This window comes from Aeromicrobium piscarium, assembly GCF_007421815.1.
Taxonomy (GTDB): Bacteria; Actinomycetota; Actinomycetes; order Propionibacteriales; family Nocardioidaceae; genus Aeromicrobium; species Aeromicrobium piscarium.
Genome location: NZ_VLNT01000005.1, coordinates 73,238 through 89,974 on the forward strand (window position 1 = coordinate 73,238; position 16,737 = coordinate 89,974).

The 16,737-nt window shown below is 68.2% G+C and carries 16 protein-coding genes; 3 read left to right on the forward strand and 13 right to left on the reverse strand.

Going from position 1 to position 16,737, the window contains the following annotated elements; all coding sequences use genetic code 11:
• Window positions 1-205 precede the first annotated feature (205 nt).
• Genes FNM00_RS08215 through FNM00_RS08225 form a run of 3 tightly spaced genes read right to left on the reverse strand, consistent with a single transcriptional unit; the run spans window position 206 to window position 3,351 of the window.
• The gene (locus FNM00_RS08215) at window positions 206-958 is read right to left on the reverse strand and encodes an SDR family oxidoreductase (RefSeq protein ID WP_143912962.1); all 753 of its coding nucleotides are present in this window, start codon (window positions 956-958) and stop codon (window positions 206-208) included.
• Window positions 958-2,175 carry an acetyl-CoA C-acetyltransferase gene (locus FNM00_RS08220; RefSeq protein WP_143912963.1) on the reverse strand — a complete coding sequence of 406 codons (1,218 nt, stop codon included), beginning with the start codon at window positions 2,173-2,175 and terminating at the stop codon, window positions 958-960. The genes FNM00_RS08215 and FNM00_RS08220 overlap by 1 nt, the downstream gene beginning before the upstream one ends.
• Before the next feature lie 30 nt (window positions 2,176-2,205).
• Window positions 2,206-3,351 carry an acyl-CoA dehydrogenase family protein gene (locus FNM00_RS08225; RefSeq protein WP_143912964.1) on the reverse strand — a complete coding sequence of 382 codons (1,146 nt, stop codon included), beginning with the start codon at window positions 3,349-3,351 and terminating at the stop codon, window positions 2,206-2,208.
• Window positions 3,352-3,419: 68 nt separating this feature from the next.
• On the opposite strand from FNM00_RS08225, the gene FNM00_RS08230 reads away from it, so the two are divergent.
• A complete protein-coding gene (locus FNM00_RS08230) occupies window positions 3,420-4,022 on the forward strand; it encodes a TetR/AcrR family transcriptional regulator (protein ID WP_143912965.1) in 603 nt (200 codons plus the stop codon).
• Between the two features lie 173 nt (window positions 4,023-4,195).
• On the opposite strand, the gene FNM00_RS08235 is transcribed toward FNM00_RS08230, so the two are convergent.
• The 9 genes from FNM00_RS08235 to FNM00_RS08275 all read right to left on the reverse strand — a co-directional run bounded on the left by FNM00_RS08235 (window position 4,196) and on the right by FNM00_RS08275 (window position 14,562).
• Window positions 4,196-5,521 (reverse strand): acetyl-CoA carboxylase biotin carboxylase subunit, encoded by a 1,326-nt coding sequence (locus FNM00_RS08235; protein WP_143912966.1) that lies wholly within the window; start codon window positions 5,519-5,521, stop codon window positions 4,196-4,198.
• Window positions 5,522-5,683: 162 nt separating this feature from the next.
• Window positions 5,684-6,538: an ABC transporter permease gene (locus FNM00_RS08240; protein WP_143912967.1), complete on the reverse strand. Its 855-nt coding sequence runs from the start codon at window positions 6,536-6,538 to the stop codon at window positions 5,684-5,686.
• Window positions 6,538-7,482: an ABC transporter permease gene (locus FNM00_RS08245; protein WP_143912968.1), complete on the reverse strand. Its 945-nt coding sequence runs from the start codon at window positions 7,480-7,482 to the stop codon at window positions 6,538-6,540. The genes FNM00_RS08240 and FNM00_RS08245 overlap by 1 nt, the downstream gene beginning before the upstream one ends.
• The gene (locus FNM00_RS08250; RefSeq protein ID WP_143912969.1) at window positions 7,479-8,474 is read right to left on the reverse strand and encodes an ABC transporter ATP-binding protein; all 996 of its coding nucleotides are present in this window, start codon (window positions 8,472-8,474) and stop codon (window positions 7,479-7,481) included. Before FNM00_RS08250 ends, FNM00_RS08245 begins: the two co-directional genes overlap by 4 nt.
• Window positions 8,471-9,460 carry an ABC transporter ATP-binding protein gene (locus FNM00_RS08255; protein WP_143913093.1) on the reverse strand — a complete coding sequence of 330 codons (990 nt, stop codon included), beginning with the start codon at window positions 9,458-9,460 and terminating at the stop codon, window positions 8,471-8,473. The genes FNM00_RS08250 and FNM00_RS08255 overlap by 4 nt, the downstream gene beginning before the upstream one ends.
• A 14-nt stretch (window positions 9,461-9,474) precedes the next feature.
• A complete protein-coding gene (locus FNM00_RS08260) occupies window positions 9,475-10,989 on the reverse strand; it encodes an ABC transporter substrate-binding protein (RefSeq protein WP_143912970.1) in 1,515 nt (504 codons plus the stop codon).
• A complete protein-coding gene (locus tag FNM00_RS08265; RefSeq protein ID WP_143912971.1) occupies window positions 10,986-12,656 on the reverse strand; it encodes an AMP-binding protein in 1,671 nt (556 codons plus the stop codon). The genes FNM00_RS08260 and FNM00_RS08265 overlap by 4 nt, the downstream gene beginning before the upstream one ends.
• Before the next feature lies 1 nt (window position 12,657).
• Window positions 12,658-14,199 (reverse strand): acyl-CoA carboxylase subunit beta, encoded by a 1,542-nt coding sequence (locus tag FNM00_RS08270; protein ID WP_246065119.1) that lies wholly within the window; start codon window positions 14,197-14,199, stop codon window positions 12,658-12,660.
• Between the two features lie 150 nt (window positions 14,200-14,349).
• Window positions 14,350-14,562, reverse strand: coding sequence for a biotin/lipoyl-binding carrier protein (locus FNM00_RS08275; protein ID WP_143912972.1), 213 nt, complete (start codon window positions 14,560-14,562; stop codon window positions 14,350-14,352).
• Window positions 14,563-14,716: 154 nt separating this feature from the next.
• On the opposite strand from FNM00_RS08275, the gene FNM00_RS08280 reads away from it, so the two are divergent.
• Complete coding sequence (locus FNM00_RS08280; protein WP_185973050.1) at window positions 14,717-15,382, forward strand: TetR/AcrR family transcriptional regulator; 666 nt, start codon at window positions 14,717-14,719, stop codon at window positions 15,380-15,382.
• Window positions 15,383-15,458: 76 nt separating this feature from the next.
• Window positions 15,459-15,959, forward strand: coding sequence for a thioesterase family protein (locus FNM00_RS08285; RefSeq protein ID WP_185973051.1), 501 nt, complete (start codon window positions 15,459-15,461; stop codon window positions 15,957-15,959).
• Window positions 15,960-16,026: 67 nt separating this feature from the next.
• On the opposite strand, the gene FNM00_RS08290 is transcribed toward FNM00_RS08285, so the two are convergent.
• Window positions 16,027-16,572: a YceI family protein gene (locus FNM00_RS08290; RefSeq protein WP_143912975.1), complete on the reverse strand. Its 546-nt coding sequence runs from the start codon at window positions 16,570-16,572 to the stop codon at window positions 16,027-16,029.
• Window positions 16,573-16,737 lie beyond the last annotated feature (165 nt).

The following is a 16,737-nucleotide window of genomic DNA, read 5'->3' on the forward strand; positions in this document are numbered from 1 at the left end:
CGTGCGTACCCACCGCCCACAACGGCGAGAAGTCCGGCATCGACGCGACTGGAGTGGCGTCGATACCGGACTTCTCGAGACTCGGTACGGCTGCGGCGGGCCGGGGCGGTGAGCTATCCCGTACTTCGGGGCGCGTAGTACGGGATCACTCGCCGCCCACCATTCAGCTGCGGGATGGCTCACCGCCCACCGCTCGGGCGAGCGATCAGACCCCGCCGGTGAGGGTGAGGCCGCCGTCGAGGGTGATGTTCTGGCCGGTGATCCAGCCGGCATCGTCCGACAGCAGGAAGGCGACCGCGGCGGCGATGTCCTCGGGGACACCGAGGCGCTTCATCGGATACGCGGCAGCGACCTCCTCCTCGCGGCCCTCGTACAGTGCGCCGGCGAACCTGGTCTTGACGACCGCCGGGGAGACCGCGTTGACCCGGATAGCGGGAGCCAGCTCGACGGCGAGCTCCTGCGTGAGCCGGATGACCGCGGCCTTGGAGACCCCGTACATGCCGATCATCGGCGACGGCTTCAACCCGGCGACCGAGGCGATGTTGACGATCGCGCCGCCGTTCTCGCCGAGGGACGCGGCATAGGCCTTCTGGGCCCACGCCGTCGCCGCCAGGACGTTCACGGTCAGGATCTTCTGCGCGGCGGTGAGGTCGATCTCGACGGTTCGGCCGTACACCGGGTTGATGCCGGTGTTGTTGACCAGGAAGTCGAGCCCACCGAACCGGTCGATCGCGGTGGCGATCGCCTCGTCCTGGTGCTCGGACACATCGGCGGCACCCGCGACGAAGGTCGCGTTCTCCTCGCCCAGGTGGGCGACAGCCTCCCTGAGCGCCTCCTCCTTGCGCGCCGTGATGAGGACCTTGGCCCCTTCCGCGACGAGCCTCTCGGCGACGCCGAGACCGATCCCCCGGCTGGCGCCGGTGACGATCGCGACCTTGCCGTCGAAGCGCCCCGTCATCAGCTGAGCCTCTCCAGGACCATGGCCATGCCCATGCCGCCGCCGACGCACATCGACTCGACGCCGAACTGCTTGTCGTGCCACTGCAGTGAGTTGATGAGCGTCGAGGTGATGCGCGCGCCGGTCATGCCGAAGGGGTGGCCCACGGCGATGGCGCCTCCGTTGACGTTGAGCTTCTCCAGCGGGATGCCGAGCTGCTTGGCCGAGCCCCAGGCCTGGACGGCGAAGGCCTCGTTGATCTCGAACAGGTCGATCTGGTCCAGCGACATGCCCGCGTGGCGCAACGCGGCCGGGATGGCCTCGACCGGGCCGAGACCCATGATCTCGGGCGAGAGGCCGGTCACCGCGGTCGAGACGATCCGCGCGAGCGGGGTCAGACCGAGCTCCTTGGCCTTGGTGTCGCTCATGATCACGAGCGCGGCGGCTCCGTCGTTGAGCGGGCAGGCGTTGCCGGCGGTGACGGTGCCGTCGGGACGGAAGACGGGCTTCAGCTTGCTGACGGCCTCCATCGTGACGCCCGCACGGGGTCCGTCGTCGGCGGAGACCACGGTGCCGTCGGGCAGGGTCACGGGCGTGATGTCCTTGGCCCAGAAGCCGTTCGCGATACCCTCCTCGGCCAGGTTCTGGCTGCGGACGCCGAACTCGTCCTGCTCCTCGCGGCTCATGCCGAGGTGCTGGGCGACGTTCTCGGCGGTCTGCCCCATGGCGATGTAGAGGTCCGGCAGGTCGCCGTTCTGGCGCGGGTCGGTCCACGTGTCGGCGCCGCCCTCGGCACGCGCGGCGGTACGAGCGCGGGCCTCGTCGAAGAGCGGGTTCTCGGTTCCCGGCACGTCGGCGAAGCCGTTGGCGAACCGGCTCACGGTCTCGACGCCGGCCGAGATGAAGACATCACCCTCGCCGGCCTTGATCGCGTGGAAGGCCATCCGTGTGCTCTGCAGCGACGAGGAGCAGTAGCGGTTGACCGAGGTGCCGGGCAGGTGATCCATGCCGGCGAGCACGGAGACCGCGCGAGCGATGTTGTGACCGGCCTCGCCCGCGGGCTGGCCGATACCGCAGATGAGGTCGACGATGTCGCGACGGTCGAGCTCGGGCACCTTCGCGAGCGCGGCCTCGACCATCTGGACGGTCAGGTCATCGGGTCGCATGTCCTTGAGCGATCCCTTGCCGGCGCGCCCGATCGGCGAGCGCGCGGTGGAGACGATGACTGCTTCGGGCATCAGTTGTCCCTTTCTGTGGAGACGGAGTTCTCAGAAACCGAGGTCGCGGCCGATGAGTTCCTTCATGATCTCGTTGGAACCGGCCCAGATCTTGGTCACGCGGGCGTCGCGCCAGGCACGGGCGACGCGGTATTCGTTCATGAAGCCGTACCCACCGTGCAGCTGCACGCAGTGGTCGAGCACGTCGTTCTGCACGTCGGCGCTCCACCACTTGGCCTTGGCGGCGTCGATGGCGGTGAGCTGGCCCTTGCTGTGCGCGAGCACGGCCTGATCGGTGTACGCCTCGGCGACCTCGATCTTGGTGACCAGCTCGGCCAGCAGGAACTTGTTGTGCTGCAGCGAGCCGATCGACTGGCCGAAGGCCTTGCGATCGTGGCAGTACTGGATGGTCTCGGCGAGGATCTGCTTGGCGTGGGCGATATTGGAGACCGCGGCGCCCAGACGCTCCTGGGGCAGCTTCTTCATCATCGAGATGAAGCCGTCGCCGAGCTCGCCGATCACGCGATCATCGCCGAGGCGCAGGTCCTCGAAGAACAGCTCGGCGGTGTCGGACTCCTCCTGGCCGACCTTGTCGAGCTTGCGACCGCGGCTGAAGCCCGCGTCGCCGGCCTCGATGCCGAACAGGGTGATGCCGCGGGCGCCCTTGCTGGGGTCGGTACGCACGGCGGTCACGATGAGGTCGGCCGAGTAACCGTTGGTGATGAAGGTCTTGGAGCCGTTGATGACCCACTCGTCGCCGTCACGCACGGCCGTGGTCTTCAGGCCGGCGAGATCTGAGCCGCCCGAGGGCTCGGTCATGCCGATGGCGGTGACGATGTCGCCGCTGGCGCAGCCGGGGAGCCAGCGCTGCTTCTGCTCCTCGGTGCCGAGGTCGACGATGTAGGGCACGACGATGTCGGCGTGGATCCCGACACACGAGGAGATCGAGGCGTTCAGCTTGCTCAGCTCCTCGGCCCACACGGCGTTGAACCGGTAGTCCTGGGCATCGGCACCGCCGAACTCCTCGGGGATCTCCAGACCGAGGAAGCCCTCGGTCCCCGCGGCGGTCCAGAAGTCACGGGGAAGGCCCTTGCCGGCCAGGTGTTCCTCGACGTGCGGTTGCACCTTCTTGGAGAGGAAGGCGGCGCACGACTCGCGGAACGCCTCGTGGTCGTCGGTGTAGATAGTTCGCTTCATGGGGCTCTTTCGCGATGGGGTTACTAAGCGCTTGCTTAGCATGCCATCCCTGGGAGATGATGTCCACCATGACCGCTGAAGCCCCCTCGTCACGCTCGCGATCGGCCGCGACGCGCGAGCGGCTGATCGAGGCCGCCGTCGAGGCCTTCGCCCAGAAGGGCTTCGCCGCCACCACCACTCGCGACATCGCCTCACGCGCCGGGATGAGCCCCGCGGCGGTGTACGTCCACCACGCCACCAAGGAAGAGCTCCTCTTCGAGGTGAGTCACCGTGGCCACCTCGCCGCGCTCGCCCGCATCCGCGAGGCCGCCGCCGCCCGCACCGACCCGGTCGAGCGGATCGGTCACATGGTGAGCGAGTTCAGCCGCTGGCACGCGGTCAACAGCCGGGTCGGACGGATCGTGCAGTACGAGTTCCACGCACTGACCCCCGAACACCGTCGCGAGATCGCGGAGTACCGCCGCGGCATCGAGCGCGAGATGCAGAACGCCCTGGCCGAGGGCGTGGCCGCAGGTGTGGTCGACGCCGAGGATCTCAAGGGCACGGCGCTGGCCCTACTGTCGATCAGCATCGACCTCGTGCGCTGGTACTCCCCCGACGGACCGACCACGCCCGATCAGATGGCCGAGCTCCACGCGAGACTCGCCATCCGCATGGTCGCCCGCCGCTGAGGTGGCGCGGCGCCCTTCGACCCGGGGTAAGCCGGCGCGCCTGATGCTGGCGGTGAGCTATCCCGCACTTCACGCCTCGACGTGCGGGATGGCTCACCGCGATATGCCCCGGACCGAGAGGTGCACAGTCAACCGCTCACCCCGCGCGCCGCTGGGAAGAGTCGTCGACCGGCTCACTGCGCGTCGACGACCAGCCCGGTGATGTAGTCCCCGGTCGCGAAGGGCTCGCTGTCCAGCACCCGCAGTAGATACGGCAGGTTCACCCCCGGCCCCTCGACGGCCATCTCTGCCGCCGCCTTCCGCGTCCGCTCCAGCGCTTCCTCACGGGTGGCCCCCCACACGATCATCTTGGCCATCAACGGGTCGAAGAAGGGGGTCACGGCCGTGCCCTCGCGGTAGCCGGCATCGACTCGGACCCCCGCGCCCGATGGCATCTGCCACCGGGTGACCGTCCCGGGCCTGGGCAGGAAGCGCTCGGGATCCTCGGCGTAGATCCGCAGCTCGAACGCATGTCCATTCGGGGTCGCGGAGAAGCCCTCCGGGATCTCGCTGTCCCCTCGGGCCACGGCGAGCTGCCATGCCACCAGGTCGAGCCCGTGGACCGCCTCGGTCACCGGATGCTCGACCTGCAGACGGGTGTTCATCTCCAGGAAGTAGAACTCCTCGCGGTCGAGGTCGTAGATGAACTCCACCGTGCCGGCATTGCGATACCCGACCGCCTCGCCCAGCGCGACGGCCTGGCGTGCGACCTGCTCGCGCACCGCCGGTGTGAGCGCGGGCGACGGGCTCTCCTCGATGACCTTCTGATGCCGGCGCTGAACCGAGCAGTCCCGCTCGCCCAACGCGATCACCCGGCCGTCGGGCAGGCCCATGATCTGCGCTTCGATGTGACGGGACCGCTCGACATAGCGCTCGACGATCATGCGTCCATCGCCGAAGACGGAGCGACCGCGTCCGGCGACCTGCTCGACCGCTGCGGCCAGGCCGGCCTCCTCGGCCACCACCGCCATCGCGATACCTCCCCCGCCGGCCACCGCTTTGACCATCAGCGGGAAGCCGATGGCCCGGGCGACCTCGTGGGCCTCCTCCAGGCTCTCGACCGGCCCCGGCGAGCCCGGCGTCACCGGGACACCGGATGCCTGCGCGAGCCGGCGCGCGTTGGCCTTGTCTCCCATCGAGGCGATGACCTCGGCCGGGGGGCCGACGAAGGTCATGCCCGCCTGCGCGACCGCCCGCGCGAAGTCGGGGTTCTCCGAGAGGAAGCCGTATCCGGGGTGCACTAGCTCCGCACCGGCGGCCACCGCCGCGGCGACCATCGCCTCCACATCGCCGAAGGCCCGCGGCGAGTCCAGCGGCACGACGATGTCGGCCTCCTCGACATAGGGCAGCCCGGCATCGACCTCGGGGCTCCCGACCGCGCACCGCAGCCCCAGCGTCCGGGCGGTGCGTTCGATACGGGCGGCGATCTCGCCGCGGTTGGCGATGAACAGCACGGTCATGTCGACACCGCCTGAAGAAGAACACGATACGCCGATGCCGACATGAGAACCCCCGTCGTTCGCTCGCTGCGCTCGCTCATGTCGACACCGCCTGAAGAAGAACACGATACGCCGATGCCGACATGAGAACCCCCGTCGTTCGCTCGCTGCGCTCGCTCATGGTCACTTCCGTTTCGGGTCGAGGAGGCGCTGGATCTCATCGCCGATGATGTTGCAGGCGAAGACCGTCGCCGCGATCGCCAGGCCCGGGATGAATATCTGCATCGGCGCCTGGTCCAGGAACGTGTACGACCGGGCGAGCACCGCACCCCACGAGGCGTTCGGCGGCTGCACCCCCAGCTGCAGGAAGCTCAAGCTGGCCTCCGCGATCAGCGCGAAGCCCATGAGCACCGCGACCTGCACGAGGATCGGCTGGATGATGTTCGGCAGCACATGCGGCAGGACCATCCGTCGCAGGCCCGATGCGCCGAAGGATCGCGCCGCCTCGATATAGGTCTCGGAACGGATCGTCATCGTCTGGGCCCGCGCCAGGCGGATGATCGCCGGAGCGAGGACGACGCCCACCGCGATCATCGCATTGGTGATGTTCGGACCCATGGTGGCCGTGATCCCGATGGCCAGCACGATCGCGGGGAAGGACATGACGGCGTCGACCACCCGCATGATGCCGACGTCCAGCCAGCGATTGCCCCACCCGGCCGCGATGCCGATCGGCAGGCCGACGACCAGCGCGATCCCGACGGCCAGCATCGCCGCGAGGACGGAGACACGAGTGCCGTGCAGCATCCGGCTGAGCACGTCGCGCCCGAGATCGTCGGTGCCGAGCGGATGCGCGCCGCTCATGGGCAAGAGGATGTCGTTGAGGTTCTGCGCCGTGGGCGACGAGGGCGACAGTACACCGGCGAAGACCACCACGAGGGCGACCGCCGCCAAGATGGCGTAGCTGACCCACACCGAGAACCGGCCGGCGCGGCGGCGAGCCGTGGTGCCCTGGACACGTGAGGCGATGACGGACATCAGGAGATCCTCGGATCGAGAAGCCGGTAGGACACGTCGACGATGAGGTTCGTCAACAGGATGATCATGGCGGCGACGAAGACGACCGCCTGGATCACGCCGTAGTCGCGCTGGTTGGTCGCTTCGACAGCGAGCGAGCCGATGCCCGACAGCCCGAAGACGGCCTCGACCACGACGGCGCTGCCGATGAGCCGCGAGACCTGGATGCCGAGGATCGTGGCGAAGGGCAGGCTGGAGTTCTTCAGGGCGTGCTTCCACACGATGCTCGCCGTCGAGAGGCCTTTCGCGCGGTGCGTTCGCACGTAGTCGGTGCTGAGGCTCTCCACCATCGCGCTGCGGACCTGCCGGCAGATCTCCGCACCGCCGACGAGACCGAGCGCGATCGCCGGCAGCACCAGGCCCCGGAGGGCCTGCGCGGGATCCTCGGCCAGGCTGGCCCCTCCCGGGCCGGGAAACCAGCCGAGATTCAGTGCGAAGACGATGATGAGCATCATCCCGAGCCAGAAATTGGGGATCGCGATGCCGAAGGTCGCCGAGGTGGTGAGGAAACGATCGAAGGTCGTGTCCACCTTCTGCGCGGCCATCACGCCGAGCGGCAGCCCGATCGCGATCGCCACGATGAGGGCGAAGAGCATGAGGATCAGCGTGAGCGGCAGGCGCTGCCCGATGAGCGCAGTGATCGACTCGCCCGTCTGATACGAGGTGCCGAGGTCTCCGGTGAGGGCGCCGGAGATCCAGGTGAGGTACTGGGTGACGAGGGAGCCGTCCAGGCCCAGGTCCTCACGGATCCGCGCCAGGTTCTCCGGTGTCGCGTAGTCTCCGGCGATCGCGACGGCCGGGTCGCCGGGGATCAGCCGTTGGAGCAGGAAGACGATGAGCGTCGCCAGGATGAGGGTGGGGATCGCCGAGAGCACGCTCGTGCCGACGACGCGCAGGATCCTCATGATGCCTCCCGGTCGACCGGCCGCTCGCGACCGTAGAGCTCAGCCGTGCGCAGGCACGCCGAGTCGTGTCCGTGCCCGACCTCGGCGAGCTCGGGCACCGTGGACCGGCAGCTGTCGATCACGTGCGGGCACCTGGTGCTGAACCGGCACCCCGGTGGCGGAGAGAGGGGACTGGGGATGTCCCCCGAGAGCACGATGCGTCGGTGGGCGGAGCTCTGGTGCACGAGCGGCTGCGCCGAGAGCAGCGCCTCGCTGTACGGATGGAGACTCCGGTCGACGAGCGAGGGTGTCGTGGCCTGCTCCACGATCCGGCCGAGGTACATGACGCAGATCCGGTCGGCCAGGTGGCTGACGACACTCAGGTCGTGGCTGATGAACAGCACGGTGAGCTCGTACTCGGCCTTCAGGTCCTGCAGCAGATTGAGGATCTCGGCCTGCAGGGCCACGTCCAGGGCGGCCACCGACTCGTCACAGATCAGCACCTTGGGGTCGGTGACCAGGGCCCGGGCGATGTTGACGCGCTGCTTCTGTCCGCCGCTGAGCTGATGCGGGTACCGGGTCAGGAACTGGGCGGACAACCCGACGTCCTCCAGCGCCTTGACGGCGATCTGCTCACGCTCGCGCTTCTCACCGCGGCGCATGACATCGAGCGGCTCGCGCACGCTCTGCAGGATCGTGCGTCTCGGGTCCAGGGCGCTGTGCGGGTCCTGGAACACCATCTGCACCGATTCGGTGAAGCGTCGGCGTTCCTTGCCTGCGAACGAGGCCACGTCCTGGCCCCGCCAGCGCACGGTTCCGGCACTGACCGGGGCCAGGCCGATCGCCGCGCGGGCCACGGTGGATTTGCCCGAGCCGCTCTCGCCGATGAGGCCGAGCGTCTCGCCCTCGAAGAGGTCGAGGCTGACCCGGTCGACGGCGGTGACGTGACGGCGCCGTCCGACCGCGAAGCGGACCGAGACCGATTCGAGGGAGAACAGCGGTGGGCTGGTCATGTGTCGGCTCCTGTCGTGTGGATCTCGTGCGCGCGCACGCAGCGCACCTCTCGGGCCGCGCTGAAGGGGCCCAGCTCGACCGGCTCGGCGCAGATATCGGCGCGGTGCTGACACCGCGGCGCGAAGACACATCCGGTGATCCGCTCCCCCGGCGGCGGGACGCGTCCGGGGATCGTGGCCAGCCGCCGATCGCGGTGCTGCGGCGACGGCAGCGCCGCGAGCAGACCGGAGGTGTACGGATGCGCGGGTGCGGCCAGCACCTCGCCGACCGGCCCGCGCTCGACGATGCGGCCGGCGTACATCGTGATCATCCGGTCGCAGGTCTCCGCCACGACGCCGAGATCGTGGGTCACGAACAGCACCGACATCCCCCGGTCGGCGGCGATGCCCTTGATCAGCTCCAGCAACTGCGCCTGGATCGTCACGTCGACCGCCGTGGTCGGCTCGTCGGCGATCAGCAGCTGCGGGGCGCAGGCCAGCGCGATCGCGATCATCACGCGTTGCCGCATTCCGCCGGACAGCTCATGTGGGTACGCCCGCAGACGGGCTCGCGGATCGGAGATCCCCACCGCGTCCAAGAGGTCCAGCGCAGCTGCCCGCGCTCGCGCCGTCGAGAGCCCCTGGCGCAGTCGCAAGGTCTCGATCAGCTGATACCCGACCGAGAACACCGGATCCAGCGCCGTCATCGGCTCCTGGAAGACCATCGCCATCGGCACCTCGGCCTGGGGCCGGCGCCGGTTGGCGTCGTCCCAGAGCCGCGTGCCGTCGAGCTCGGCCTGACCCTCGATCCGCGAGGACCGGGGATCGAGCAGGCCCATCAGGGCGAGGGAGGTGACGGTCTTGCCGCTGCCGCTCTCGCCGACCAGCCCGACGATCTCACCGCGCTCGATCGTGAAGCTGACATCGTGCAATGCCTGCACGCGCTCCTCGCCGTGGCCGAAGAACACCTCGAGTCCCTGGACATTGAGCACCGGCACCGTGGTCACCTCCCTCACGCTGTTCAGCCGAAGGACACGCCGAGGAACTTCGGCTTGCCCAGCAGATTGGACTCGAAGCCCTGGACGTCGTCGCGCAGACCGATCAGCGAGTCCTGGAAGGCCAGCGGGAAGAAGGGCGTGTCGGCGTAGACCGCCTCGGCCGCCGCGTCGAACCCGGGCTTACGCTCCGTCGGCTCCACCGACTCGTCGGTCTGTGCCAGTGCCTCGTCGATGCCCGGGACGGCCTCGTCGGAGGTGTTGAAGTATCCCTCGGCGGAGAACATCAGCCGATACGTCATCGCCGGATCGGGCCGGCCCGTCCACTGCGACAGCAGCGCCGGAGCCTTGCGGTCGTTGAAGTAGTCGTTGGTCGCCTGCACGATCTCGCGTGGGATGAGGTTGACGGTGACGCCGATCTCGGCCCACTGCTCCTTGAGGATCTCGCCGACGCGCGTCGTCTGGGAATCGGCGTTGACGATCATGTCGAAGGACAGCCCCGACACCCCGGCCTCGGCCAGCAGCCGCTCGGCCTCCTGCGGGTCGTGCTCGTAGACCACCGACTCCGGGGGCTCCGCCCAGTAGCCGTCGGGAAGCGCTCCGTAGGCGACGCTGCCGCGATCGAAGTAGCCGCTCTTGAGCACCACATCGCGGTCCACCGCCAGCGACAGCGCCCGGCGGACCTGTGGGTCGCCCAGCTCCTCGGAGGCGCGGTTCAGATAGACCTGGTGCAGATTGACGCGGGGCGACTGGTCCAGCGTCACGCCGCTCGCCCCTTCGAGCGAGTCCGCGTCCGAGGGTGCGACCTCCATCGCCACGTCCTGTTGTCCCGATCGCAGCGAGGTCACCCGGGTCTTCGGGTCAGGGATGATGTTGAAGGTGATCCCGGCGACCCGGTCGACATCGGTGTCCCAGTAGTCGTCGAAGCGCTCGACCTTGAGCGAATCGCCGCGACGCCACTCCACGAAGGACCATCCGCCCGCGCCGACCGGCTGGGTGCTCAGGTCCCCGCCGGCCTCCTCCGCGGCCTTGGGCGAGACCATCATGCCGGCCCGGTCGGCCAGCACGAGGAGGAGCGACGCGTCCGGGTGGTCCAGCACCAACGTCACCGTCTGCTCGTCGTCGACCCGCACCTCGCTCACGGCGGCGAGATCGGCCTGGATATTCGAGCCCTCCCCCATCGCCCGATCGAGGTTGTACTTGACGGCTTCGGCGTCCAGGGGCTCGCCATCGTGGAACGTGACGCCCTCACGCAGCGTCAGGCTCAGCTCGGTCGGCGAGACCTGTTCCCACGACTCCGCCAACCCCGGCTCGGCCTCCAGACCGGAGTCGAAGGAGACCAAGGTGTCGTAGATCGGGTAGAGCAGCATGTGGTCGGTTCCGGCGTTGCCGCGGATGGGATCGAGCGACGACGCGTCGGCGGCCGCCGCGACCTTCAGGTCCTTGTCCTGGTCCGAGGAGCCACCACCACCGCCGCACGCGGCGAGCGTGGCGAGCAGCGTCGCGGCCGCGAGCGCTCCCCAGCGAGATCGTCTCATCATGATTGACGTCCTTCCGTCCACTGCTGACGCAGCTTGTATTTTTCGATCTTGTTGGTGGGAGTACGGGGGATCTGCGTCACGGGCACGAAGGCCCGCGGACGCATGAACTTGGGCATGGACTCGTGGCAGTACTGCGCGAGGACGTCGACATCGAAGCTCGCGGCATCGGCCGGCTCGACGAAGGCGATCACGTCGTCCTCGTCGCCCTCCGCGCTCGGCACCGCCACGACGGCGGCCAACTGCACCGAGGGGTGCTTGGCGACGATCTCCTCGATGTGGAAGCTGGAGATGTTCTCTCCGCGCACCCGGATCCGGTCGCCGAGACGGTCCACATAGACGAAGACGCCATCGGGCTGGCGGATCGCCGCATCGCCGGTGTGAAACCAGAGGTTGCGCCAGGCCTTGACCGTCGCCTTGGGCTTCTTCAGGTACTCATCGAAGATCAGGGCGGGCAACCGGGGCCGCATCGCGAGTTGACCCACGACGCCGTCGGGACACACCCGGTCGCGGTCGTCGAGGACCACGACCTCCATGAACGGTGCCGGCATGCCCATGATCCCCTTGGGCATCGGGTCCGCCCCGTCCAGCACCGGCAGCCCGTGCTCCTCGAAGACTCCGCGGAGCGCGGCGTGGTCGCGGCCGCGGTACAGCTCGACGGGCGTGCCCTCGCCCTCGGCGGTCTGCTCGGTGAGCGTCATCAGCGCCGCGCCGGTCTCGGACTGCCCGAAGCCGGAGGTGACGAAGTCGATGCCGAAGCGCACCGCGAAGTCGTGGTGATTCGCCGGCAGCGGCTGCATGTGCACCTTGTTGAGCGGATTGCGGCGGTCGTCGTCCCGGGGCTCGGCGTTCAGCAGCCACGGCGTCATGACGTCCAGCAGCACCGCGGTCGTGCAACCGGTCGAGCGGACTCGCCGCCAGAAGTCCGAGGGACTGAACCGGTCCCACATGCTGACCGACGCCCCGGTCCACAGGGCCCGGACGACATTGAAGTGCGCGCCGCCGACGTGATACATCGGCAGGTCGTTGTAGACGACGTCGTCGCCGGTCAGCATCGAGCGTCCGATCCAGGTGTAGCCGTTGATCCACCGATGGGACTGCACGACGCCCTTCGACGGACCGGTCGTCCCAGAGGTGTAGATGACATTGGCCGGATCGTCGTAGGCAATCTGGACCTGCGGGCGCTCGGCCGGTCGGAGCAGCTCGCCGAACTCGCCGCCCATCGCGTCCTCCACGACGAGCACGCGGGGCGGATGTTCGAGCTGGGACTCGACGGCTCGGACCCGCTCGAGCAGCTCCACGTCGACGATGAGCAGTGCCGGGGCCGTGTCGCCCAGCTGATAGGCCAGGAGGTCGCCGGCGTACTGGAAGTTGACGGGCGCGTAGACGGCGCCGGCCTTCCAGAGGCCGTACATCGTGAGGGTCGACACCAGCGGCCGGACCGTGAGAACGCTGACCCGGTCGCCGGGGACGATCCCGGCCGCGCTCAGCTGCCCCGCGAGGTGATCGGTGAGGGCACCGAACCGGCCGTAGCTGAGATCCTCGCCGGTCTCGCCGTAGTGGATCGCGAGCCGGTCCGGGGTGGCCGCCACATGGTGGTCCAAGGCCGCCACAGCGGTCGGGAAGTCGAACTCGAGCAGAGACTCGAGCTCCTGGACGGGTGGGGTCATCTCAGGGCCTCGTTCCGAAGGAGGGGGGTCCAAGGAGCTCGGGGACGACGCGATAGGCATCGCGCACCCAGCTCGTGAGCAGCTCGCGGCTGCGGCGCGGGTCGATCACGTCCTGTACGCCGTAGCGCTCCGCGGTGCGGAAGGGAGAGCGCACCGCCTCGAGGCGCTCGCGGATCTCGGCCAGCATCGCCTCGGGATCGTCCGAGGCCTCGAGATCGGCACGGTAGGCGGCCTCGATGCCACCCTCGACCGGCAGCGATCCCCAGTCCCCCGACGGCCAGGCCCATTGACGGTTGTACCGGTGCCGGTTGATCTGCCCCGCGCCGCCGACCCCGAACACCCGTCGGACGATGATCTCGGCCATCGGCACGCGAGCCTGGTAGACCGCCGCGACCGCGCGGGCGCCACGACGGATGGAGGCCGTCTTCTCGGCCTGGAGGCCGATCATCATGCCGGCCTGGTCGGTGAGACTGACGATCGGCAGGTGGAAGGTCTCGCACAGGTCGACGAGACGGGTCAAGGCGTCGGCGCCGTTCGGCGTCATCGTCGCGCCCTTGTACGGATCGGTGGCCACGACGCCGACCGGGTGCCCGTCGAGCCTGGCCAGTCCGGTGTAGACCGAGCCGGAGTAGCACGTGTAGTCGAACACCGACCCCGCATCGAAGATCGCGTCGAGCACAGGACGGAGCCGGTAGGGCTGGCGGCGGCTGCGCGGCACCACGTCCGCCAGATGCTCCACGTCACCGCTCGCCTCGCGCCCCTCGACGACCGGAGGGAGCTCATGGACGCTGGACGGCAGGTACGAGAGGAAGCCTCGGATCGCGTCGAGTGCGGACGCCTCGTCGGGAACGATCTGATCGACGGCACCACTGCGGCGATGCACCTCGGCACCGCCGAGCTGCTCCTTGTCCAGATCCTCTCCGGTCGCATGCCGCACGACCGGAGGCCCGGCGACGAAGAGCTGGGTGGAGCCCTCGATGAGCACGCTGAAGTGGCTCATCACGACCCGTGCCGCTCCGAGACCCGCTACCGGACCCATGCAAGCGGCAACCACCGGCACCAGCGACAGGTTGTCGACGACCGTGTCCCATCCGGGATTGGCGGGCACATAGGTGTAACCGGACTGTTCCAGCATCCGCACGCTGCCGCCACCGCCGGTTCCCTCGATGAGCCGGATCAGCGGCAGCCGGTACGCGGCGGCCAGTCGCTCGGAGTCGACCTGCTTGGCCATGATCGAGGCATCGGCGGCGCCGCCGCGGACGGTGAAGTCGTCCGCGCCGACGGCGACGCGCCGACCCGCGATCGTGCCGACACCGAACACGAAGTTGGTGGGGACGATGTGTTCACCCGTCTCGCCCGGGAAGCCGGCGAGACCGCCGATCTGCTCGAAACTGCCCTCGTCGAGCAGATCGGCGACACGCTCGGTCACGGTGCTGCGACCGGCCGCGTGCTGTCGGTGGATCTTCTCGGGTCCCCCGAGCTCGTCGGCCATGGCACGGCGACGCTCGAGCTCGGCGATCTCCGCGGACCAGATCGGTGACACTACGGCACGTCCTCTCGCTGACGAATGACCTAAGCGATCGCTTAGGTCAGCGAGAAGCCATGCTAGGTGATGCGCATCACACGATGCAAGCACTTTTCCGAGGACTCGGCCGGCGACCCCCTCAGAGATCGCCGGCCGCAGGAGAGATGCTCAGAGAATGCGCGCGAGAAGAGCCCCTTCTTCGACGATATCGCCCTCATTTACCAATAATTCTTCGACCTTCCCTGCCGCCTCGGCGAGGACCGGGATCTCCATCTTCATCGACTCGAGGACCACCAGGACATCGCCGGCGACCACGTCCGCCCCCTCGGTCACATCGATCCGGAAGACTGAGGCGGACATCTCCGCGCGTACATCGGCCATGCTTTCCACTACCCTTCGCTGTATTGAGATCTGCGAAAGCTAAGCATACGCTTATGCCACGGCGCGATGCGCCGGTCGACATCGCGGCCCGGCACCGAGCTCGGGCATCGGGTCGTGACGGGCAGACGAACAAGGATCGGCGAGAATGACGACCATGAGCACGGACGGGACGCCGACCACCAATGCGTCACTCGAACTCGAGCCGCAGGCGGTCGACGCCATCGAGCGTTACTGGGCCGACCGGGCCACCGGTCCGTCGCGCAAGATCCTCATCGGCGCCACCCTCGCCTTCGCCGAGCTGGGCTACCACGGAGCCTCCACCCGGGCGATCGCCGCCCGCGCCGATATGAGCCCCGCCGCCGTGTACATCCACTTCGCATCCAAGGTCGAGCTCTTCCATCACATCGCACTCGAGGGACACAAGACCTCCACGGGCGCCTTCAACGAGCCGGCCGAGCTGGTCGCCGATCCCGCCAGCAAGCTGCGTATGGGCGTGGCGTCCTTCGCCACCTTCAACGCCGAGATGAACACGTTCTCGCGCACGATCGAGTACGAGATGCGCCTGCACCACGATCAGCGTTTCGCCGATGTCTGGCGGCTGCGCCGGGGGGTCGAGGACCACATGCGGCGCATCCTGCAGGCGGGCGTCGACGAGGGGGTCTTCCGGATCGCCGATATCGAGTGGATGAAGATCCTCCTGCTCTCCAACTGCATCGACATCGCGCGCTGGTACCGCCACGAGTCGCCGCACACGCCGATGGCGCTGGGGTTCCGCTATGCCGATCTGGCCATGTCCCTGGTTGGGGCCGTCGCCCCTTGACATCAACGTCAATGCCTGCGGTACCCTCGGTCGCGTGAGACCGGCATCACACCGTCACGACCCCGAGGAGACCGCCGTGACCGATACCCCCACGATCGAGCAGCTCGACGAGCTCGGCATCATCCACCGCCGGACCGTGCCCGCCGAGTTCGAGGATCTCAACGGCCATGTCAACGTCCGGCACCACTACACGCTGCACATGGAGGGCGCACACACCGTCTTCGCCGACGAGCTGAGAGTGGACGAGGAGAGGGCGGCGCGAGGCGAGGGGACCTTCAGCCTCTCCCAGTACATCCGCTTCGCCTCCGAGATCCTCGTCGGTCACGATGTCTCGGTGCACTGGCGCGTCCTCGACCGGTCCGACAAGATCATCCACGGCATGACGATCCTCGCGGACCGGACGACCGGCAAGGTGGCCAGCACCAGCGAGTTCATCGAGGCCTTCGTGGACCTGAACACCCGACGCGTCGCCCCGATGCCCCAGGACCTGGCCGATCTCCTCGACAAGCTGCTCGCTACCCACCGCGAGCTCCCCTGGGAGCTGCCACTCAGCGAGCCCCTGGCCGTGCGCCGCTGATCGGCCCAGATGCACCGACCCCCCGGCAGGGTGATCCTGCGGGGGGCTCGATGCGGAGCGCGAAAGGTCACTCAGCGGGCTGGAGCACCGCCTCGGCGACGATCTGCAGGATGATCTTGTCGCCGATCATCACCTTGTCGCCCTCGAGGGGGATGTTGAAGTCGATGCCGAACTCCTTGCGGCTGATCTCGCCCTTGGCCTCGACGCCCACGCGGGTGCCGCCCCACGGGTCGCCGCCCTCGCCGAGGAACTCGACCTTGAGCTCGAGCGGCTTGGTCACGCCCTTGATGCTCAAGTCGCCGGTGACCACGAACTCGTCGTCGTCCTTCTGCCGCACATCCGTGCTGACGAAGGTCATCGACGGGTAGCTCTCCACCTCGAAGAAGTCGGCGGAACGCAGATGGGCATCGCGATCGGCGGTGCCGGTGTTGATCGAGCTGAGGTCGACCGAGACCTCGACGCGCGAGGCCGTGATGTCCGGGGCGGTGACGAGGGTGCCATCGAAGGTGTCGAACTTGCCGCGGACCTTGCTCATGATGTGCCGCACCTGGAAGCCGATCTCGGTGTGGGTGGGGTCGAGCTTCCAGGTACCGGGGGTCACGGTGGTGGTCATGGTGTCTCCTTAAGAACGAGAAATCCGGGAGCCGAGGTGGCTACGAGTGACACGATACCCACTAGTTTAACTTTCAATCAAGTGCTGTCTCCCGTAAACTGGGTCACATGAGCGAGCGCAGCGAGCGAACCATCAGCACTAACGAATGCCGCCATCGGCCTACCC